This window comes from Aggregatibacter sp. oral taxon 513, assembly GCF_018128305.1.
Classification (GTDB): Bacteria; Pseudomonadota; Gammaproteobacteria; order Enterobacterales; family Pasteurellaceae; genus Aggregatibacter; species Aggregatibacter segnis_A.
Window position 1 is genome coordinate 1,822,940 of record NZ_CP072381.1, and the last position, 15,792, is coordinate 1,838,731.

25 protein-coding genes and 1 pseudogene are annotated in these 15,792 nt (G+C 43.2%); 21 read left to right on the forward strand and 5 right to left on the reverse strand.

Translation table 11 applies throughout. The features are described 5' to 3' along the window. Positions 1-112: 112 nt before the first annotated feature. Positions 113-2,038: an ABC transporter ATP-binding protein gene (locus J5A60_RS08760; protein WP_212510109.1), complete on the reverse strand. Its 1,926-nt coding sequence runs from the start codon at positions 2,036-2,038 to the stop codon at positions 113-115. Between the two features lie 78 nt (positions 2,039-2,116). Here J5A60_RS08760 and J5A60_RS08765 point away from each other — a divergent pair, with 78 nt between their 5' ends. Then, positions 2,117-2,734 (forward strand): MarC family protein, encoded by a 618-nt coding sequence (locus J5A60_RS08765; protein ID WP_048749193.1) that lies wholly within the window; start codon positions 2,117-2,119, stop codon positions 2,732-2,734. A gap of 51 nt (positions 2,735-2,785) precedes the next feature. On the opposite strand, the pseudogene J5A60_RS08770 reads toward J5A60_RS08765, so the two are convergent. The 4 genes and pseudogenes from J5A60_RS08770 to J5A60_RS08785 all read right to left on the reverse strand — a co-directional run. Then, positions 2,786-3,199, reverse strand: a pseudogene (locus J5A60_RS08770) (transposase); the annotation flags it as partial. Between the two features lie 228 nt (positions 3,200-3,427). Then, the gene (locus J5A60_RS08775) at positions 3,428-3,802 is read right to left on the reverse strand and encodes a helix-turn-helix domain-containing protein (protein ID WP_212510110.1); all 375 of its coding nucleotides are present in this window, start codon (positions 3,800-3,802) and stop codon (positions 3,428-3,430) included. Positions 3,803-3,889: 87 nt separating this feature from the next. Continuing rightward, complete coding sequence (locus tag J5A60_RS08780) at positions 3,890-4,708, reverse strand: DUF4189 domain-containing protein (RefSeq protein WP_239393114.1); 819 nt, start codon at positions 4,706-4,708, stop codon at positions 3,890-3,892. 502 nt (positions 4,709-5,210) lie between these two features. Continuing rightward, positions 5,211-5,909 (reverse strand): S24 family peptidase, encoded by a 699-nt coding sequence (locus J5A60_RS08785; protein ID WP_212510111.1) that lies wholly within the window; start codon positions 5,907-5,909, stop codon positions 5,211-5,213. A gap of 204 nt (positions 5,910-6,113) precedes the next feature. On the opposite strand from J5A60_RS08785, the gene J5A60_RS08790 reads away from it, so the two are divergent. The 20 genes from J5A60_RS08790 (at position 6,114) to J5A60_RS08885 (ending at position 15,737) form a co-directional block, all read left to right on the forward strand. Then, positions 6,114-6,326: a helix-turn-helix domain-containing protein gene (locus J5A60_RS08790; RefSeq protein ID WP_061723340.1), complete on the forward strand. Its 213-nt coding sequence runs from the start codon at positions 6,114-6,116 to the stop codon at positions 6,324-6,326. Between the two features lie 8 nt (positions 6,327-6,334). After that, on the forward strand, positions 6,335-8,299 hold the full coding sequence (locus J5A60_RS08795; protein ID WP_212510112.1) for a transposase domain-containing protein: 1,965 nt from the start codon (positions 6,335-6,337) through the stop codon (positions 8,297-8,299). A gap of 23 nt (positions 8,300-8,322) precedes the next feature. Next, positions 8,323-9,240, forward strand: coding sequence for an AAA family ATPase (locus tag J5A60_RS08800; protein ID WP_212510113.1), 918 nt, complete (start codon positions 8,323-8,325; stop codon positions 9,238-9,240). After that, positions 9,240-9,569: a hypothetical protein gene (locus J5A60_RS08805; protein WP_212510114.1), complete on the forward strand. Its 330-nt coding sequence runs from the start codon at positions 9,240-9,242 to the stop codon at positions 9,567-9,569. The genes J5A60_RS08800 and J5A60_RS08805 overlap by 1 nt, the downstream gene beginning before the upstream one ends. A 10-nt stretch (positions 9,570-9,579) precedes the next feature. After that, the gene (locus J5A60_RS08810) at positions 9,580-9,855 is read left to right on the forward strand and encodes a hypothetical protein (protein ID WP_109103634.1); all 276 of its coding nucleotides are present in this window, start codon (positions 9,580-9,582) and stop codon (positions 9,853-9,855) included. Next, positions 9,848-10,369, forward strand: coding sequence for a host-nuclease inhibitor Gam family protein (locus J5A60_RS08815; RefSeq protein WP_212510115.1), 522 nt, complete (start codon positions 9,848-9,850; stop codon positions 10,367-10,369). Before J5A60_RS08810 ends, J5A60_RS08815 begins: the two co-directional genes overlap by 8 nt. Further along, positions 10,369-10,515 carry a hypothetical protein gene (locus J5A60_RS08820; RefSeq protein ID WP_212510116.1) on the forward strand — a complete coding sequence of 49 codons (147 nt, stop codon included), beginning with the start codon at positions 10,369-10,371 and terminating at the stop codon, positions 10,513-10,515. The genes J5A60_RS08815 and J5A60_RS08820 overlap by 1 nt, the downstream gene beginning before the upstream one ends. 76 nt (positions 10,516-10,591) lie before the next feature. Next, positions 10,592-10,789, forward strand: a complete 198-nt coding sequence (locus tag J5A60_RS08825; RefSeq protein WP_102703865.1) for an ANR family transcriptional regulator — start codon at positions 10,592-10,594, stop codon at positions 10,787-10,789. A 2-nt stretch (positions 10,790-10,791) separates the two neighbouring features. Next, positions 10,792-10,953, forward strand: a complete 162-nt coding sequence (locus tag J5A60_RS08830; RefSeq protein ID WP_212510117.1) for a hypothetical protein — start codon at positions 10,792-10,794, stop codon at positions 10,951-10,953. Between the two features lie 10 nt (positions 10,954-10,963). Then, positions 10,964-11,662 (forward strand): DUF2786 domain-containing protein, encoded by a 699-nt coding sequence (locus tag J5A60_RS08835; protein WP_212510118.1) that lies wholly within the window; start codon positions 10,964-10,966, stop codon positions 11,660-11,662. After that, positions 11,659-11,898: a hypothetical protein gene (locus J5A60_RS08840; protein WP_212510119.1), complete on the forward strand. Its 240-nt coding sequence runs from the start codon at positions 11,659-11,661 to the stop codon at positions 11,896-11,898. Before J5A60_RS08835 ends, J5A60_RS08840 begins: the two co-directional genes overlap by 4 nt. 94 nt (positions 11,899-11,992) lie before the next feature. Continuing rightward, the gene (locus J5A60_RS08845; RefSeq protein ID WP_212510120.1) at positions 11,993-12,454 is read left to right on the forward strand and encodes a gp16 family protein; all 462 of its coding nucleotides are present in this window, start codon (positions 11,993-11,995) and stop codon (positions 12,452-12,454) included. Beyond that, entirely contained in the window at positions 12,451-12,990 is a 540-nt protein-coding gene (locus J5A60_RS08850) for a hypothetical protein (RefSeq protein ID WP_212510121.1), read from the forward strand. Before J5A60_RS08845 ends, J5A60_RS08850 begins: the two co-directional genes overlap by 4 nt. After that, entirely contained in the window at positions 12,990-13,367 is a 378-nt protein-coding gene (locus tag J5A60_RS08855) for a Mor transcription activator family protein (RefSeq protein ID WP_102703870.1), read from the forward strand. Before J5A60_RS08850 ends, J5A60_RS08855 begins: the two co-directional genes overlap by 1 nt. A gap of 106 nt (positions 13,368-13,473) precedes the next feature. Next, positions 13,474-13,911: a hypothetical protein gene (locus J5A60_RS08860; RefSeq protein WP_212510122.1), complete on the forward strand. Its 438-nt coding sequence runs from the start codon at positions 13,474-13,476 to the stop codon at positions 13,909-13,911. Between the two features lie 78 nt (positions 13,912-13,989). Further along, entirely contained in the window at positions 13,990-14,541 is a 552-nt protein-coding gene (locus tag J5A60_RS08865) for an N-acetylmuramoyl-L-alanine amidase (RefSeq protein ID WP_212510123.1), read from the forward strand. A 223-nt stretch (positions 14,542-14,764) separates the two neighbouring features. Then, the gene (locus tag J5A60_RS08870) at positions 14,765-14,917 is read left to right on the forward strand and encodes a hypothetical protein (RefSeq protein WP_212510769.1); all 153 of its coding nucleotides are present in this window, start codon (positions 14,765-14,767) and stop codon (positions 14,915-14,917) included. Continuing rightward, positions 14,917-15,285, forward strand: coding sequence for a hypothetical protein (locus J5A60_RS08875; RefSeq protein WP_212510124.1), 369 nt, complete (start codon positions 14,917-14,919; stop codon positions 15,283-15,285). The genes J5A60_RS08870 and J5A60_RS08875 overlap by 1 nt, the downstream gene beginning before the upstream one ends. Further along, positions 15,257-15,493, forward strand: a complete 237-nt coding sequence (locus J5A60_RS08880; RefSeq protein WP_212510125.1) for a DUF2644 domain-containing protein — start codon at positions 15,257-15,259, stop codon at positions 15,491-15,493. The genes J5A60_RS08875 and J5A60_RS08880 overlap by 29 nt, the downstream gene beginning before the upstream one ends. After that, complete coding sequence (locus J5A60_RS08885) at positions 15,486-15,737, forward strand: DUF2681 domain-containing protein (RefSeq protein ID WP_212510126.1); 252 nt, start codon at positions 15,486-15,488, stop codon at positions 15,735-15,737. The genes J5A60_RS08880 and J5A60_RS08885 overlap by 8 nt, the downstream gene beginning before the upstream one ends. Positions 15,738-15,792 lie beyond the last annotated feature (55 nt).

Genomic DNA, 15,792 nt, shown 5'->3' on the forward strand with positions numbered 1-15,792 from the left:
CATTATCAAAATTTGCGCTTATAATAACTGTATTAATATACAGTATCAAGTGAAATTTTGATCTTTTTAAAAATAATGTGACACGGCTTCCAAAACTGCATTCTTTTAGGGTTTATTCTGCTTGAGACATGATGTCTTCTATGCTTTCTTGGAGTGCCAACCAGTCAACTTCTACTTCTTCCAGCTGCTTTTTCACCTCCACCTGCTCGGCTAAAAGTGCGGTCAATTTTGCTTTCATTTCTGCGTCGTACAAACTCGGGTCCGCCAAATCCGTTTCAATCTGCTGTAATTGCGTACCCAGTTTTTCCATTTGAGTTTCCAGCTGCGTTGCCTGTTTGCGTAATGGCGCAAGTTGTTGGCGAAGTTCCGCTTCCTTACGTTTTTGTTCTTTACGATTGGCGGCAGAATTTTCATTTTCACTGGGCTCATTTTGTGCTTTTATCACTGCCGGTTGTGCATTCTGCTCGTTCAGCCACTTCTGATAATCCGTCAAATCCCCTTTAAATTCTTCCACTTGCTTGTCATACACCAAATAGAATTCATCCACAGTATTGCGTAATAAATGGCGATCGTGCGACACCAATACCAAAGAACCTTGATAATCCACCAACGCTTCGGTCAACGCCTGACGCATATCTAAATCCAAGTGGTTTGTCGGTTCATCCAGCAACAGTAAGTTCGGGCGTTGCCACACAATGAGCGCCAACACCAAACGCGCTTTTTCACCACCGGAAAAAGACGCCACCGGTTGATTGACTTTGTCGCCGTGAAAGGCAAAGCCACCTAAATAATCACGTAATTGTTGTTCTGTTTGCTGTGGCGCAATTTTTTGCAAATGCCACAAGGCGCTTTCATCCGCGCGTAAGGTATCTAATTGATGTTGTGCAAAATAACCTAACTGTACGCCTTTCGCTAATTGAATCGTGCCGCCGGTCGGCGCGATTTCGCCTGCCAATAATTTAATTAAGGTGGATTTCCCTGCGCCGTTTTTACCGAGCAAACCGATACGTGAACCGGGCACCAGATTCAGTTTAATTTTACTTAAAATTTCCACCGCACTTTCACCCGAACCATACCCGGCAGAGGCGTTTTCCATCATTAATAACGGGCTTGGCAGGGAGAGCGGTTCGCGGAATTCAAAATGAAACGGATTATCCACATATGCCGGTGCAATTTTTTCCATGCGTTCCAATGCCTTAATACGGCTTTGCGCCTGTTTAGCCTTGGTGGCTTTGGCTTTGAAACGGTCAATATAACGCTGTAAGTGATCAATTTTCAGCTGTTGTTGGCGATACATGGCATTCTGTTGTGCCAATTTGGTTGCCCGTTGCAATTCAAAAGAAGAATAATCGCCCGTGTATTCATTGAGCTTTTGTTGTTCAATATGCAAAATCTTGCCGACAATCGGATCTAAAAAGTCGCGATCGTGCGAGATCAGAATCAGTGTGCCCGGATATTGTTTTAACCAACGCTCCAACCAAATCACGGCGTCCAAATCCAAGTGGTTAGTGGGTTCGTCAAGCAACAATAAATCAGAGCGACAAATCAGTGCCTGTGCCAAATTTAACCGCATACGCCAACCACCGGAAAACGCCTTCACCGGTTGCACTAATTCCGCCTGAGAAAACCCCAAACCGTGCAATAATTCGCCGGCGCGAGCTTCAATCGTCCAAGCATCAATGGCATCAAGTTGATTATGCAAAGTGGCAATCGCATTACCGTCATTGTCCGCGTTCGCTTGTTGCAATGCCTGTTGCAGGCGGCTGTATTCACGGTCGCCCTGAATCACATAATCAATGGCGCGGCAATCCAGTGCGGGCGTTTCTTGATTCACCCACGCCAACGCCCAAGTTGACGGGAAAGACACCTCGCCACCTTCGGCGCTCATTTCATTTTTAAGCAACGCAAATAAGGAAGATTTGCCGCAACCGTTTTTGCCGACCAGGCCGACTTTTTGTCCCGGATTAATAGTGGCATTGGCGTTTTCGAGGAGCGTAGTCAAGCCCCGTTTTAGGGTTAAATTTGTGAAAAAAAGCATTGGTTTATAATGAATTTAATATAAGATATTGATTTGTAAAAAGACGCGTTATTTTCCACTTTTTTCTCGGAGTTGCCAATGTTTGATTCTCTCGTCGTTCAATTCGTGGTGCTGTGGGCGGTCATCGATCCAATCGGTTCTATTCCCGTTTATTTAACCAAAACAGTGGGCCTTTCAGTGGAAGATCGCCGCAAAATCGCGTTAAAAGCGGTCATGATTTCCGCCGGTATTTTGATTTTCTTCCTCATCGCCGGACAAGCCTTGTTAGAAGCCATGCAAATTCCCCTCACCGCCTTCCAAATTGCCGGTGGTTTGGTGTTATTGCTGTTCGCTTTGACTATGATTTTCGGTGAAGGCAAACCGGAACAAGAAATTAAACTCTCATCCAATCTGAACGAACTGGCCGTGTATCCGTTAGCCGTGCCGTCTATTGCCTCGCCCGGCGCCATGATGGCGATTGTGTTGCTCACTGACAACCATCGTTTCAGCCTGTTCGATCAAACCATGACAACCTTAATCATGCTGTCCGTGTTGTTGATCACCTATCTTTTATTCCTCGCCGCCAACCGCATTCAACGCTGGATTGGTAACACCGGCGCAGCGGTGATTAGTCGCGTGATGGGATTAATCTTAGCCGCTGTTGCCATTAATAATATGTTGGTAGGGATTCGTGATTTCTTTACGCAAATGAGTTAATCGATTTATTTTCTACAAAGTGATCTGCCCCCCAAAAGTTGGACAGGTTAGTTAACTTAAATATTGAGCTCGGTATTGCACTGGGCTTAATCCTTTTAAATCAAGTTTAATTCGTTCTTGATTGTAATACACCAAATATTCTTCAATTTCAGACTGTAATTCAGCGATTGAATGATAGCTCCGTGAATAAAAACACTCTGATTTTAGTATCGCAAAAAAACTTTTAATCACCGCATTGTCGTAGCAATTTCCTCGGTGGCTCATACTTTGAACCGCTTTACCTTCCAACATCTTTACCCATTCCGCCGAGCCATACAATACGCCTTGGTCGCTATGAATAATCGGGCATTCTGTCGGTTTAAGCCGACTAAGCCCTTGTTCTAGCATACCTTTCACCAATGAAAACTTCGGGCGTGTTGCAAAGTTATAGGCAATAATTTCTCGGTTAGCCAAGTCCATCAACGGTGAAAAATAAAGCTTTTCTTGCCCAACATGAAATTCCGTTACATCCGTTACCCATTTGGCGTAATTTAAATGTCACGGGGCGATAACCATCTCGTTTTCTGTTCTTTTTGTACAGCGATAAGATAGTCTCTTTTACCTCGTGATAATTTCGCTTAATCTCTTTATAGTAAAAGCTTGAGCGAGGCATTTTAGCCACATGAAGTAAATCATTTAACGCATGGTCTGGCTTCAATCTTTCAATGATTTTTCTTTTTTCTGTCGTTGTTTTTGACGGTCGAGCGCCTCCAACTCCTTTAGGTAAGCAATCTCCGCTCGAGCCAAGGCGAGCTCTCGTTGTAACTTTTTAAACGCTTTAGGTGAAAAGTCTGTAGTTTCCGGGATTTCAATGTCTTTCTTTTTCATCTTTGGCTTCGCTATTTTCGGTGTTTGAAGGTTTGTATGAGGCGATTTTACGCCATCAAGCCCTCTTTCCCGAAATGCTTTTAGCCAATAGATGACGGCAGAATGGGGAATGTTATGAAGTTTAACCACCTCACGGATACCATAATCCTGTTCGGTGACGAGTTTGATAATTTTCAAACGAAATTGATAAGGGTAGGACATAATCTGCACCTCAAATTAGGTGTCCAGGTTTTGGGGTGCAGATCAAAAGTGCGGTCAGATTTGACCGCACTTTGAAAATATTATTTACTATTTAAGTACATTACCATCTAATGCTACGTTAAATGCTTTTCCGCCTTTAATTCCTGGTATGATGACTTGAGGACTATCAAAGTTACAAGTTTTATCTCTAAGCATATCACACGGTAGGGCGCAAAGCGAAGGGGCTGGGCTAGGCTTACAAGATGAGCCCCCTTTCGCTTGGCAATTTTCAACCGCCATTTCTTTAGCGTGCTCAGGAATAATGCTATTTCCGAAGTAATCTCTCATACCTCTACTATCTCGACCACTAGCTAACCCTAAACACATATTACTTATACCAATCACTAATTGGCAGTCTTTGCCACCATACTCTTGACATTGTTTTAGTGAATCTTGTTTGGCTTGCTCAAGAGTACTATAAGCTGCATCAGAAGCCCACATCATTTGATTTATTTCTGGAGTGCGAACAATTGCAGCCCATAATCTAGGTTTAATTTTGCGTTTTTTTAGTTCTTCTGGTGTAGCAATTTTTACTGCTTCTTGATACTCACCACAACCAAATTCTTTTTCAATGTCTCCAAACCCTGTGGCATCTCTAATAGATGTGATTTTATGGCTTGCATCCGTAAATACATAAGTCCATGTATGACCACCAGTATATACTTTTTCTGTTGTTAGAAAGATTGTTCTAGAGTTTCTGCCAACTTCATAGGTTCGTAAATCATAAAGAGCAAGTCGATAAGCGTGAATATAACTTCTTTCATTGTCTTTAAAGCATTGATAAGATTCATCTGGCAAACGTTTTCGAGCAAAAAACTCATAGTCTTCTTTACCATGCCAGTATAAAGTGTCTAATGGGTTATACATTGTTGAGCAACTTGTTAAAAAGAGTGTGAACGCAACTAGACAAACTAGCTTAATCTTATGAGATAACATGAGATATATTTCCTTATTAAAAGATAAAGATACGTGATAATAATATAGTAATTTGCTCAGGTTATCAGGTTTTATTGTCAGTATAAAGTGAATATTTTCATAGGTTTAAATAAAAAAAGTGCGGTCAATTTTGACCGCACTTTGTGTATTAATGGTTTTTGTAGCTTGTACTGTACAGAATTTTGTCGGTATAAGCCATCGCTGTAACCAATCACTTAAAATGAGAAACAAATAGGGATTTGGCGGAATTTTTCGGGAATAAGCGGGATGGATATAGATAAAACTGGGCTTGACAGTGTGTCAGCCCCTTTTTTATTGGTATAAAAATAGAAATAATGAAATGGGAAAAATTTCCCAAAACTTGCCGATTTAACCGCTAAAAGTGAGAAACATTAAACGCAGTTTAAATGGCTTTAAATTTAGGTTTAAATCTTTAAATTAAGTCGTGGCCGATAAACACCACCTGCCCCATCACTTCAAAATTTGCGTTGTCTTCAAACATCAATTCAATCGGGGCGTAAATTTCCTTATTGTCACTAATCAAGCGAATACCGCCAGGAATCCCCTGCACGCGTTTAACCCAAAGCTGATCGCCCGAACGAATTACATAAATCTGTCCATCACGCGGCAGAGTCATAGCGCGGTTGATTAGCAACATATCACCATGGTGTATTGTCGGGGTCATGCTATCACCGGAAGTTAAAATAAACGCCAGTTTATTCTTTTGAAGGCCACGTTGTTGCAACCATCGCGAACTAAGCCCCACAAAATCATCAGGTTCATACACGTCATCATTAAACGCCCCAAAGCCAGCTGAGGCGAATGTATTATAAAATGGCACGCTAACAAGTTCAGTGGCCTTATTTATTGCCTCTTTAACATAGCGCCCTACAGTTTCTGTAATGTTCGGGACGATCATTCGTGTTTCAGTGGGATAAAAGCCCAACTCCTTTTGAACTTCCTTGGGTAACGATGAATAGTGATATTCAACCGCACCGCCTTGTACACCGTCCTTTTCTCTTTTTATCCAGTTTTGTGTTCTAGCCCTCTTGTTTATTCCCTGAGGTGAATTTGGTAGTCCTTCTAAGTCCTTTAGTTCATTTGCTGAAAACCACTCTTTGGAGTTTCTCATAAAATCCACCTTTCAGAAACTCTAGTTTCTGCCTAGTTTCTAAAATATAACCTATTGATTATTAAAGCACTTTAAAAGCGACTCTAAAAAATATCAATTATTTTTCAGAAACCACTTGAGTTTCTGAAAACTTAGATGTATAGTTTCCATAGTTTCTAAAGAATAACACCTAAGATTTAATCTAAAGAGTAAGGATAGCACATTATGAAAAAGAGTAAAAAAAATATGCACCGCGCATACATCATCGCAATGATACAAGAGAAAGGAAAAACCTTGTCTCAATTATCCATTGAAGCTGGCTTACACCCTAGAACTTTAGGTAATGCGCTTGATCGCAAATATCCAAAAGGTGAACGAATTATTGCAGATTTTATCGGTATGAAACCTGAGGAAATATGGCCCGCTCGTTACGAGTAGGAGGATGTATGGAAATGTGGATTTCAGCTCAACAGCTCGCAGTTTTAGAAACTATGCCTAGTTCCCCACAAGGGGTAAACAAGAAAGCAAGAGCAGGAAACTGGGAAAAAAGACAGGTTCTAGGCATTCGCGGTGTCGGTTACGAATACGCCTTCACCTCTCTCCCACAAGAAACCCAAGCAGAGCTTTTATTAAAACAAAGTGCGGTGAAAATTCCTGACGTTTCAGAAACCACCAAAGAATTGAATTACCTTCCCGAAGTGATTTGGAAACCCTTTGATAAAGCGACCGAAAAACAAAAGGAAGATGCGAAAGCAAAACTTATTCCATTGCACAAGTTAGATGATTTAGTGCGCCACAACGTGGCATTAATGATGGCGTTAGACATGGTTGCACTTGAATTTGAGGTTGCGAAAGGCTCCCTTAAACGCTGGTATTACAAAGTGCGGTCGTTTGAACGCTCTGATTGGTTGCCGTTGTTGTTAGATAAACATAACAACAAAAAAGCCGGCAAAGAAGCAGAGTTCACACCGGAAGCGTGGGAAGCCTTTAAAGCAGACTATTTCCGCAACGAACGCCCACAATTCGGCAGTTGCTACGAACGCTTAAAACGTGCCGCCCGTGAAAATGGATGGTCGATTCCATCGGCAAGCGGCGTAAAACGCAAAATTGAACGTGAAGTGCCGAAATTGGTGCAAGTGCAATTACGCGAAGGCGACCATGCTGTGATGCAGTATTACCCATCCATGCGCCGTACTGTGGCGGAAATTGAAGCCCTTGAATGGATCAACGGCGATGGCTACCAACACAACGTGTTCGTGCGTTGGCATAACGGAGAGATTGTCCGCCCTAAAACCTGGATTTGGCAAGACATTCGCACTCGTAAAATCTTAGCTTACCGTGTGGATTTGAGCGAAAACAGCGACACCATTCGCTTGAGCTTAATGGATTTGATTTGGAAATATGGCATCCCGAAAAAATGCACCATTGATAACACCCGTGCGGCGGCAAACAAATGGATGACCGGGGGCGTAAAAAATCGTTATCGATTTAAGGTAAAAGAAGACGATGTGACAGGGATTATCCCTCTGCTCGGCATCGAATTATTGTGGACATCCGTGCAATTCGGCAAAGGGCATGGACAAGCAAAACCGATTGAACGCGCCTTTTCCCATGGTGGTTTAGGCGAATTAGTCGATAAACACCCAAGCCTAGCAGGCTTTTATGCTGGCGAGAATGTTTACAACAAGCCTGACAACTATAACGGCGGGAAAGACGGTGTGCCGTATGAAACCTTCATCATGGCGTTAGAAGACGGCATCCGCACGTTTAACGAACGCGAAGGCAGACAAACGGAGATTTGCCAAGGCATTTACAGCTTCAGCCAAGTGTTCGAGCGTGATTATGCCAAGGCGCAAATTCGCAAGGCAAGTAGCGAACAAATGCGGTTTTTGATGTTGATGAGCGAAGCGGTAAGCATTAGCAAAGACGGCAAATTTAGTTTGAAAGTGGGTGGCAAAGTCAACGGCGGCTTTAATGAATACACCGCCTTTGATTTGATTGCCAGTCAACACCGCAAAGTAGTGGTGAAATTTGACCCAGCAGACTTACACAACAAAGTGTGGGTGTACAGCTTAGAAGGTGTGTTCTTAGCCGAAGCCGAATGCACTAGTGCGAAAGCCTTCGGCGACAAAGCCGCAGGACGCGAACACGACAAAGCACGCAAGCAATTCGTGAAAGCGGTGAAAGCCCAAGCTAAAGCGCAAATCAGCATGAATGCGCAAGAAGCGGCACGTTATCAGCCTCAATTCGAGGAAGAAGACGCACCGGAACCGAAAATCATCGAAATGTTACAACGCGAAGGCACAACCATACGCAAAGTGGCCGTAGAACTGGACGATGAGGAATTAAACGAGTTTGAACAAGGCTGGCAAAAAGGCCTTGAAATGATGAAAAAGGAAAAGGGGCTTTAAGCCACATTTAAGGAGCATAAAACATGACTTTAATTGACCAAATCAAACCATTGTTAGACAGCGGAACCTACTTTCAGCGCGATATCGCCGCACAATCCGGCATATCTGCTGGGGCGTTGAGTGCGTATCTCAAAGGCACCTACACAGGCAACATCGACAACATCGAAACCGCCCTTGCCAACTGGCTCGCCACGCGTGAAAAGAAAGCAAAAGTGTTCGTGGAAGCACCGCACTTTATTGAGATTCCCACCGCGAAGAAAGTGTTTTCCGCGTTGGATATGGCAAAAATCCTGCCGACCATGGTGACCGTGTACGGCGCAAGCGGTGTGGGCAAAACCAAAGCCTGCCAAGAGTATGCGAAAAGCAACCAAAACGTATGGATGATTACTGCAAGCCCAGCACGCGCCACATTAAGCAGTATCTTGTTTGAATTAGCCCTTGAACTGGGCATCAACGACGCACCGCGTCGCAAAGACCGCCTATCGCGCATGATTACCAAGAAACTCAAAGGCACACAGGGTTTAGTCATCATCGACGAAAGCGACCACCTGCCTTACGAGGCACTCGAAGAAATCCGCATTATTCAAGAAGAAGCGGAAGTGGGCTTTGCCTTGATTGGTAATGACAAGGTTTACACCCGAATTCAAGGCGGTGTGAACCAAGCGCATGAATACGCCCGTTTATGGTCACGCATTGGTAACAACTGTGGCTTAAAAGCCAGTACAAAAGGCGACATTAAAGCTATCGCACAGGCATGGGGGTTAGATGTCGCAGATAAAGACCTGATGACGGTGCTTTACGACATCGGTGGCAAAGCAGGTGGCTTACGCGCTTTAACGCAATATTTACGCCTTGCCGGCATGACAGCCAAAGGACAAGGCACGGTGATCACACTAGATCTCATTTTAACCGCCCAGACACAAATGAAAGGAGCGAACTAATGGAAAATTCAGAAAAAATCAACCGCACTTTACGCGAACAAGCCAAGCCGCACCCTGTGTTTGGCGGATGCAACAAAATCGCGCTGGGGTATTTATTACAAGCGCAGAAATGTGTAAACGAACTCAACAAAATGGGCTTGCATGTGGTGAATATTGAGTTTGACAAAATTAAACCACGCGTGCGCATTGAGCAAAATGCCGTCACCAAGAAATTTGAGAAAACGGGACAGGCTCTCGCCTATATGCAAGGCCATGACGGTGTACATTTTGCCGAATACCAAATGATGGTGGAAGGCATAAAAGTGATTTGGCGCAGTTATTTACATTAAGGAGAAAACCATGAGTGAAGAAAAAATGTTTTGCCGTGAGCAATTACAAGTTCTGGGAGTGAAATGCGAACCTCTCGGATTAGCGATTACGCGGCATATCGCCAACGGAAAGACTGAAGTTGAAGGGGAAATATTCAGTTTTTCCCTTAGTGAAAGCCTTGGACAAGGCATCCAGATCAAAACAAAAGGCAAAGAAGACGCCTGCCTGATCACTTACGAATCAATGGTGAAAATGGCGAGTGCAATGGGATTATTTGACAACATTAAGGAAGAAAAAAATGGCTAAAAAAGCAACCCGAATTAAAGCAGATACATTTGTCGTGCGCTACCAAACTCGTGACGAAGTGGAAACGGCAATCAAGGAGATCGGCGATTTAAACCGAGAACTGGAACGCCTTGCTATTGAACAAAACGACAAATTAGCGGCAATTACCGAAGAATATGCACCGCTCATGAATGAAGTGAAAGAGAAAACCAAACCGATGATGGATGCTGTGCAAGCATGGTGTGAAAGTCGCCGTGACGAACTCACCCAAAACGGCAAAACCAAAACCGGCACATTCAACACTGGTGAGGTGCAATGGCGTCAACGCCCACCTTCTGTGGGAATCCGTGGACAAGACAGCGTGTTGGAAAGTTTGCACACATTAGGTTTGGTGCGCTTTATCCGTACCAAAGAAGAAGTGAACAAAGAAGCCATGTTAAACGAACCGGAATTAGCGGCAACGGTGGCGGGCATCACGATTAAAACAGGCGTGGAAGACTTTGTAATTACGCCGTTTGAGCAAGAGGTGGCGTGATGAAAGATACAACAGAGCTTGAACGGGCTTATCGCTTCTATCAACAAGCCAAACAAGATAAAGATGCGATTGCGTGCGGTTGCTTGAATGATGCTTATGAATGGATTTTTAACGAATTGAAAAAGCTGTTTGATAAGCAGGATTAAAACCTATTTAAACGCTCTTTAAATCCTGTTTTGAGGGGCGTTCATAATATGTTTTAACTAACCGAGAGGACAAGACATGGACGAAAAAGAACAAAAGCACAAAGAAGTCGCTGAAAAGGCGGCTGAAGCTGAACGCAACGGCGACTATGAGAAAGCGGCAAGATATTGGACGAAAGCCAGTCTTTTAACTGCTAAATCTGCCGAATTTAACTGGTGCAACGCACGCTCACAATTTTGCCAAAGAATGGCGACTAGACCATTTACAGGAGAATGATGATGACAGACCAAGAGAAAACAGAATTGCAACTAGAACAGGCCGTTCGTCAACTCACCCGTGCATTGCGAGAGTTGCAAAAAAATCAGCCGCACTTTGCGGCGGTGTTTGTGGGTAACGTACAAGCGATGTTACCGAAATTGAGACAGCAGCTGGCGAGATGAAGGTTTTGAGATGGAACAAGACAAACTGCTCAGAAAAATCAAAAAATTGTTGGCATTGAGCAAATCAACTAATCCACATGAAGCAGCAAGCGCGCTGGCTATGGCGCAAAAACTAATGGCGGAGAATCAGCTTAATCAGTCACAAGTTGAATTTAGCCAAGCCCACGCTAAGCAGAAAACCGCCATGAAATCCGCCAGATATGTACACATGCTGATCTCAGTGATTACAAAGGCGTTTGGCGTTGAAGGTTATTTATCTAACGCTTACCCAGGCAACGATTACGGCGAAAACAAAATGCACGTTGTATTTTACGGCGCAGAAGAACGCCCTGAAATCGCATCTTACTGTTTTGATGTGTTATATCGCCGATTACAAGGGGCGCGTAAAGCGTTTTTAGACACGGAAAGCAAGCATCTAAAACGTAGCACGCTGATTGCTCGGGGAGATTCTTTTTGTGAAGGCTGGGTTGTCGGCGTGAATCAAAACGTGAAACAGTTTGCAATGACACCGGAAGAAAAGCAAAAAATGGAAACTTACAAAGCAGAAGCGTTTAAGGAAGATAAATGGAGCGAAACCAAAATACGAGAGAAAGGAAACTCTAAAGACTACGGTTTGGCGCAAAGTGAAGGCTATAAACAAGGCAAAGAAGTTACGCTGAATCACGGTGTGAAGGGGAAGGAGACGGTTAAGTTAGGAGTAAGAGAATGAGTAATAACACATCATTTATAAAACTGAATAAGGAGTTTTTTCATATCCATCAAGGATATCAAATCAGACCTAGTATTGTGAGCATTAAAGAAGGTTCAAACTTTAGATTATTTAAACGTAAAAATGGCGAACTCGTCTTGCAAAAAGAGTTTATTGAAACCACGGAATATCTTGATAACCAATCGAAGATGATTAGACCGGTTTGGAAAGATGTGGAAACAGTAAACGAAGACTAAAACCCATTTACAGTCCATTAAATCTCCCCTAGCCCCTCTTTGCAAAAGAGGGGAATTTAAGTGGGCTGAATAATGTGTTTTAAAGGAGAAAAGAATGCGATTAACCAAAGAAAAGGCGATTCAACTGATTCACATTGCCAAGCAACAGCTACGCATGGACGAATTAAGTTATCGGATGTTGCTGAATGAGTTAACCGGCAGAAACAGCACCAAGCAAATGACTATAATGCAATTGATTAAAGTTTTAGAAGCCATGGAAAATAAAGGCTTTAAAAAGACCACAAAACGCCATTATTCGCCGACCACTGAAAACGCCAAAGTGAATAGCTTGATTGCCCACAAAATCCGTGCCATTTGGATTGAAATGAGCAAACAAGGCATGTTGCGCGACGGCTCAGAACGCGCATTAAACGCGTGGGTACGCGGTGTAGTGAACCCGATTTATCAAAAGCGCGGTCAGAATATTCAAATTTTGAACGTAGGTGCGTTGGATAATCAAATGGCGTCATTAGTGTTGGAAATGCTGAAACGTTGGCAAGCAAGGGGGCGTGTATGAAATTATGCCGTTGCCCGGTGTGCCATTCAGACATCAACCTAGACCAACTGCTAGAAGATGATGCCGGTCGTGAGTTATTAAGGATCATCACAGAATTAAAATACGGCGTAGCACGCCCTTTAGTCAGCTATATTGCTTTGTTCCGTCCTGAAAAATCTGCCTTGAGCAATACAAGGTCGGTGAAACTTATGCGCGATGTATTAGATCAGTTCCCGCAATCACAACTTTTGGCCCACTCTTTGAGCGAAACAGTCAGTGCGGTGCAAAAGAAACGCCATGAAAGCAAAAATCTCGCCCCGTTAAGTAATCACAGCTATTTAAAACAAGTGATAGAAACTAACAAGCCACTATTTGTCGGCATGGGGACATCAAAACCGGATAATGAAGAACGGAAAGCAGAACCCAAACGGGAAAATGACATCGAAAACACCATTTTATACATTGAAAACTTTGCCCGTTTAGGGCAACCCGTTGAGCATTTGCCGGGATACGAAGTGTGGAAAAAGTGGAAAGAACAGCAAAAAGGAGCGAAATAATGAGTACCGAAACTGATATTTTTGATGAAAAAGCCCCTGAAATTTTGGCAGATTTAGCCAAACACATTGAAACGCAGTTGCTTGCTAAAGTGAAGCCAACCACTGAATTCAACGCAGAACTGGCAAAACAAATCGGTATTGAAGTTGCCGGGCATATTGCGCAAATGTGGGGCGGTGAAGTAATTTACATTCCACGTAACCTGATTTTGTTGTTAAGCGAACGTGACCGCAAGATTTTCAATGAATTCAACGGCACAAACCACCGCGAACTGGCACGCAAATACAACGTATCCATGCAGTGGATTTACCAAATTGTGAAGCGCGTCACAAAAGAAGAAATCGCCCGACGGCAGTTTGATATGTTTGGGGAGAAATAACCGCTAAAAGTGAGAAAAAACGTCCGAAAGGGCGTTTTTTTAATGAGTAAAATAAAATTTATTGGAGTATGATTTTGCCGAACCATTTATAACTTCAGGAAAAAACATGAAAAAACTACTATGTGCCTTTTTTGCTGGTGTGCTAGCTTCCTCATTGACCGCTTGTTCTGAAGATGAAGACCCAAATGCACCAACGTACACTGAAACTTCAGATGTGGAAGTTGCCCTTTATAAATTACTTCCGGAAAGTAGCGGTAAAGCGGCAAGTTGTCGAAGTAGAAAAGTTGGTGAACATTACTATCTCGCCTGTAACTATATTTCTATGGGAACAGCACCATCATCGCTATATGTTTTCTATTACGACAAAGTAAAAGACCCGGTTAAACGCTTTTATGCGTTGAATGGTAAAGCCATGAGCCTATATGATGGACAGTTAAAATATGAGCCGATTTTAGGCAACTATAAAGACAGTTTTGGTTTGCCTCTGCCGGAAAGTATCAATATGGGCGAAGTAATGAAAGCATTTGAATTTATGCGCAAATAACTTCTTTAAATCACTTTAAAATCAATAAAACCCCATCCGTTTTAAACTCCTTTTAAGTTCACTAGAAGGAGTTTTTTTATGTCTTTATCCCTACCCATCACCAAAATCGTGATCCACTGTTCTGCCACAAAAAACGGCAAATCATTACGCACGACAACACAAACCGCCGCGCAACGTATCGACGAATGGCATAAACAGCGCGGTTTTAAGCGTAGCCCCGTGTTAGCCAAACAATTCAATCCGCATTTACAACACCTCGGCTATCACTACGTCATTGACACCGACGGCACCGTCGAAACCGGTCGCATGGTCGGCGAAATCGGTGCGCATGTGAAAGGTCATAATCAATATTCGGTCGGCATTTGCCTTGTGGGTGGTATTGACGCAAACGGTAAAAACTACGGTGAATACACTGAAAAACAATGGATTGCCCTGCACAAATTATTGCAAAAACTGGAAAGCGAATATCCCAGCGCACGCATTTGTGGACATCGTGATTTAAGTCCGGACATCAACGGTGACGGCACAATTACACCAAATGAATGGATTAAGGACTGCCCGTGTTTCGATGTGTGGACGTGGTTGGATTCCGAACAAGTGATTAATTTCGACCATTTGTTCAGGGGGTAAGCATGGGAATTGCATTATTGCTTGGGTTCATTTTTACCTTGTGTTTTGCAGCATCAATGATACATGAAGCTGACAGTATTGTTTCTGCGCTATTTCTGGTTTTAACGATAGGTTGCCTCGTGGTTGTCTTTAGCATGCTCTCAATTAAAGACACTTGCCAAACATACGGCAAATTTAGTGTTGGCAGCACCCTATACCAATGCCAACAAATTCAGGAGGGCAAATGAGCAAGCGCGTAAAAAATACTACCGCCACGAAAGGCTGGGGCAATTACAAAGCCCCGCGTTGCAAATCAAGCAACAACGCAATGCGTAATCGCGTAATCAATGGCGGCACAACCGCCGCACAAGGTTTTTACTTGTATTGGAGTTACTAATGAAAAGAGAAATTCGCGGTTTAACTGCCTTTAGCTTTATTTGGGAAACCATGATATTCGGTGGCTTTATCGGTGCGAATGAATTCGCCATTAAAAACCTTGTTCAAGCCTATGAATGGTTCTTCTATTTCATGACGGCGTTGTCAGTGTTGCCGCTTTTAGTCGGCTTTCCTGTCCCTAAATATCAATACACCAAAGCGAAATTCCATTGGGAAATGATAACCAACACTCTACTTGGCATCATGCTGGCGTACTACGGTTATTTTTGGTGTGCAACTATCCTGACTTTTGTGGGCTATGTATTCGCACAACAAAATTATTTTAGTAAGGAAAAAGAAAATGGCGATGAAAGAACTGATAACAAATGATAACGGACGCCTTTCAACCACCGCTTTTATCCAATTCTTTGGTGCTCTCTTAATGGCGGGAATTTTGGTGTTTTGCGTATGGTTAAATCGCTCCTACGTACCCGAGTTATTCACGACATTTGCCCTCTTTTGTGGTGGTGGCGCGGCAACCAAAGGCTTTGCCACCGCAATGCAAAATCGCAGACAACAAGGAGAAAACAGTGATTAATCTTTATGTTATCGGCGCGGTGCTTGCTCTTGTGGTAGGCGGATTTATTCACAATCGCCTGCAAGCCGCCAAAATTCGCAAACAGCAAGAAGAAATTGAATTCGTGAAACGTGAAGCGGCAGCTGTCGCACAGGAGTTGGAAAATGCTAATACAGCCAAAAAAATTGCTGAAACTAACCGCACTTTGTCTGACAAGTCTGTTGATGAGCAGTTGCAGTCAAAAGGTTATTTCCGTGAAGACTAGCGGGTGTTCAGCGTTCGGCCTGATTTATCCAAGTCGTAAAGACACCGAAGAAACT

Excerpts from the sequence above, each read along its gene's own strand:
- J5A60_RS08765 (WP_048749193.1), top strand. The coding sequence starts at position 2,117 with ATGTTTGATTCTCTCGTCGTTCAATTCGTGGTGCTGTGGGCGGTCATC.
- J5A60_RS08760 (WP_212510109.1), bottom strand. The coding sequence starts at position 2,038 with ATGCTTTTTTTCACAAATTTAACCCTAAAACGGGGCTTGACTACGCTC.
- J5A60_RS08810 (WP_109103634.1), top strand. The coding sequence starts at position 9,580 with ATGAGTGAAGAAAAAATGTTTTGCCGTGAGCAATTACAAGTTCTGGGA.
- J5A60_RS08850 (WP_212510121.1), top strand. The coding sequence starts at position 12,451 with ATGAAATTATGCCGTTGCCCGGTGTGCCATTCAGACATCAACCTAGAC.
- J5A60_RS08875 (WP_212510124.1), top strand. The coding sequence starts at position 14,917 with ATGAAAAGAGAAATTCGCGGTTTAACTGCCTTTAGCTTTATTTGGGAA.
- J5A60_RS08815 (WP_212510115.1), top strand. The coding sequence starts at position 9,848 with ATGGCTAAAAAAGCAACCCGAATTAAAGCAGATACATTTGTCGTGCGC.
- J5A60_RS08800 (WP_212510113.1), top strand. The coding sequence starts at position 8,323 with ATGACTTTAATTGACCAAATCAAACCATTGTTAGACAGCGGAACCTAC.
- J5A60_RS08785 (WP_212510111.1), bottom strand. The coding sequence starts at position 5,909 with ATGAGAAACTCCAAAGAGTGGTTTTCAGCAAATGAACTAAAGGACTTA.
- J5A60_RS08790 (WP_061723340.1), top strand. The coding sequence starts at position 6,114 with ATGAAAAAGAGTAAAAAAAATATGCACCGCGCATACATCATCGCAATG.
- J5A60_RS08780 (WP_239393114.1), bottom strand. The coding sequence starts at position 4,708 with ATGTATAACCCATTAGACACTTTATACTGGCATGGTAAAGAAGACTAT.
- J5A60_RS08835 (WP_212510118.1), top strand. The coding sequence starts at position 10,964 with ATGGAACAAGACAAACTGCTCAGAAAAATCAAAAAATTGTTGGCATTG.
- J5A60_RS08820 (WP_212510116.1), top strand. The coding sequence starts at position 10,369 with ATGAAAGATACAACAGAGCTTGAACGGGCTTATCGCTTCTATCAACAA.
- J5A60_RS08845 (WP_212510120.1), top strand. The coding sequence starts at position 11,993 with ATGCGATTAACCAAAGAAAAGGCGATTCAACTGATTCACATTGCCAAG.
- J5A60_RS08865 (WP_212510123.1), top strand. The coding sequence starts at position 13,990 with ATGTCTTTATCCCTACCCATCACCAAAATCGTGATCCACTGTTCTGCC.
- J5A60_RS08855 (WP_102703870.1), top strand. The coding sequence starts at position 12,990 with ATGAGTACCGAAACTGATATTTTTGATGAAAAAGCCCCTGAAATTTTG.
- J5A60_RS08775 (WP_212510110.1), bottom strand. The coding sequence starts at position 3,802 with ATGTCCTACCCTTATCAATTTCGTTTGAAAATTATCAAACTCGTCACC.
- J5A60_RS08805 (WP_212510114.1), top strand. The coding sequence starts at position 9,240 with ATGGAAAATTCAGAAAAAATCAACCGCACTTTACGCGAACAAGCCAAG.
- J5A60_RS08830 (WP_212510117.1), top strand. The coding sequence starts at position 10,792 with ATGACAGACCAAGAGAAAACAGAATTGCAACTAGAACAGGCCGTTCGT.
- J5A60_RS08840 (WP_212510119.1), top strand. The coding sequence starts at position 11,659 with ATGAGTAATAACACATCATTTATAAAACTGAATAAGGAGTTTTTTCAT.
- J5A60_RS08870 (WP_212510769.1), top strand. The coding sequence starts at position 14,765 with ATGAGCAAGCGCGTAAAAAATACTACCGCCACGAAAGGCTGGGGCAAT.
- J5A60_RS08825 (WP_102703865.1), top strand. The coding sequence starts at position 10,592 with ATGGACGAAAAAGAACAAAAGCACAAAGAAGTCGCTGAAAAGGCGGCT.
- J5A60_RS08880 (WP_212510125.1), top strand. The coding sequence starts at position 15,257 with ATGGCGATGAAAGAACTGATAACAAATGATAACGGACGCCTTTCAACC.
- J5A60_RS08795 (WP_212510112.1), top strand. The coding sequence starts at position 6,335 with ATGGAAATGTGGATTTCAGCTCAACAGCTCGCAGTTTTAGAAACTATG.
- J5A60_RS08860 (WP_212510122.1), top strand. The coding sequence starts at position 13,474 with ATGAAAAAACTACTATGTGCCTTTTTTGCTGGTGTGCTAGCTTCCTCA.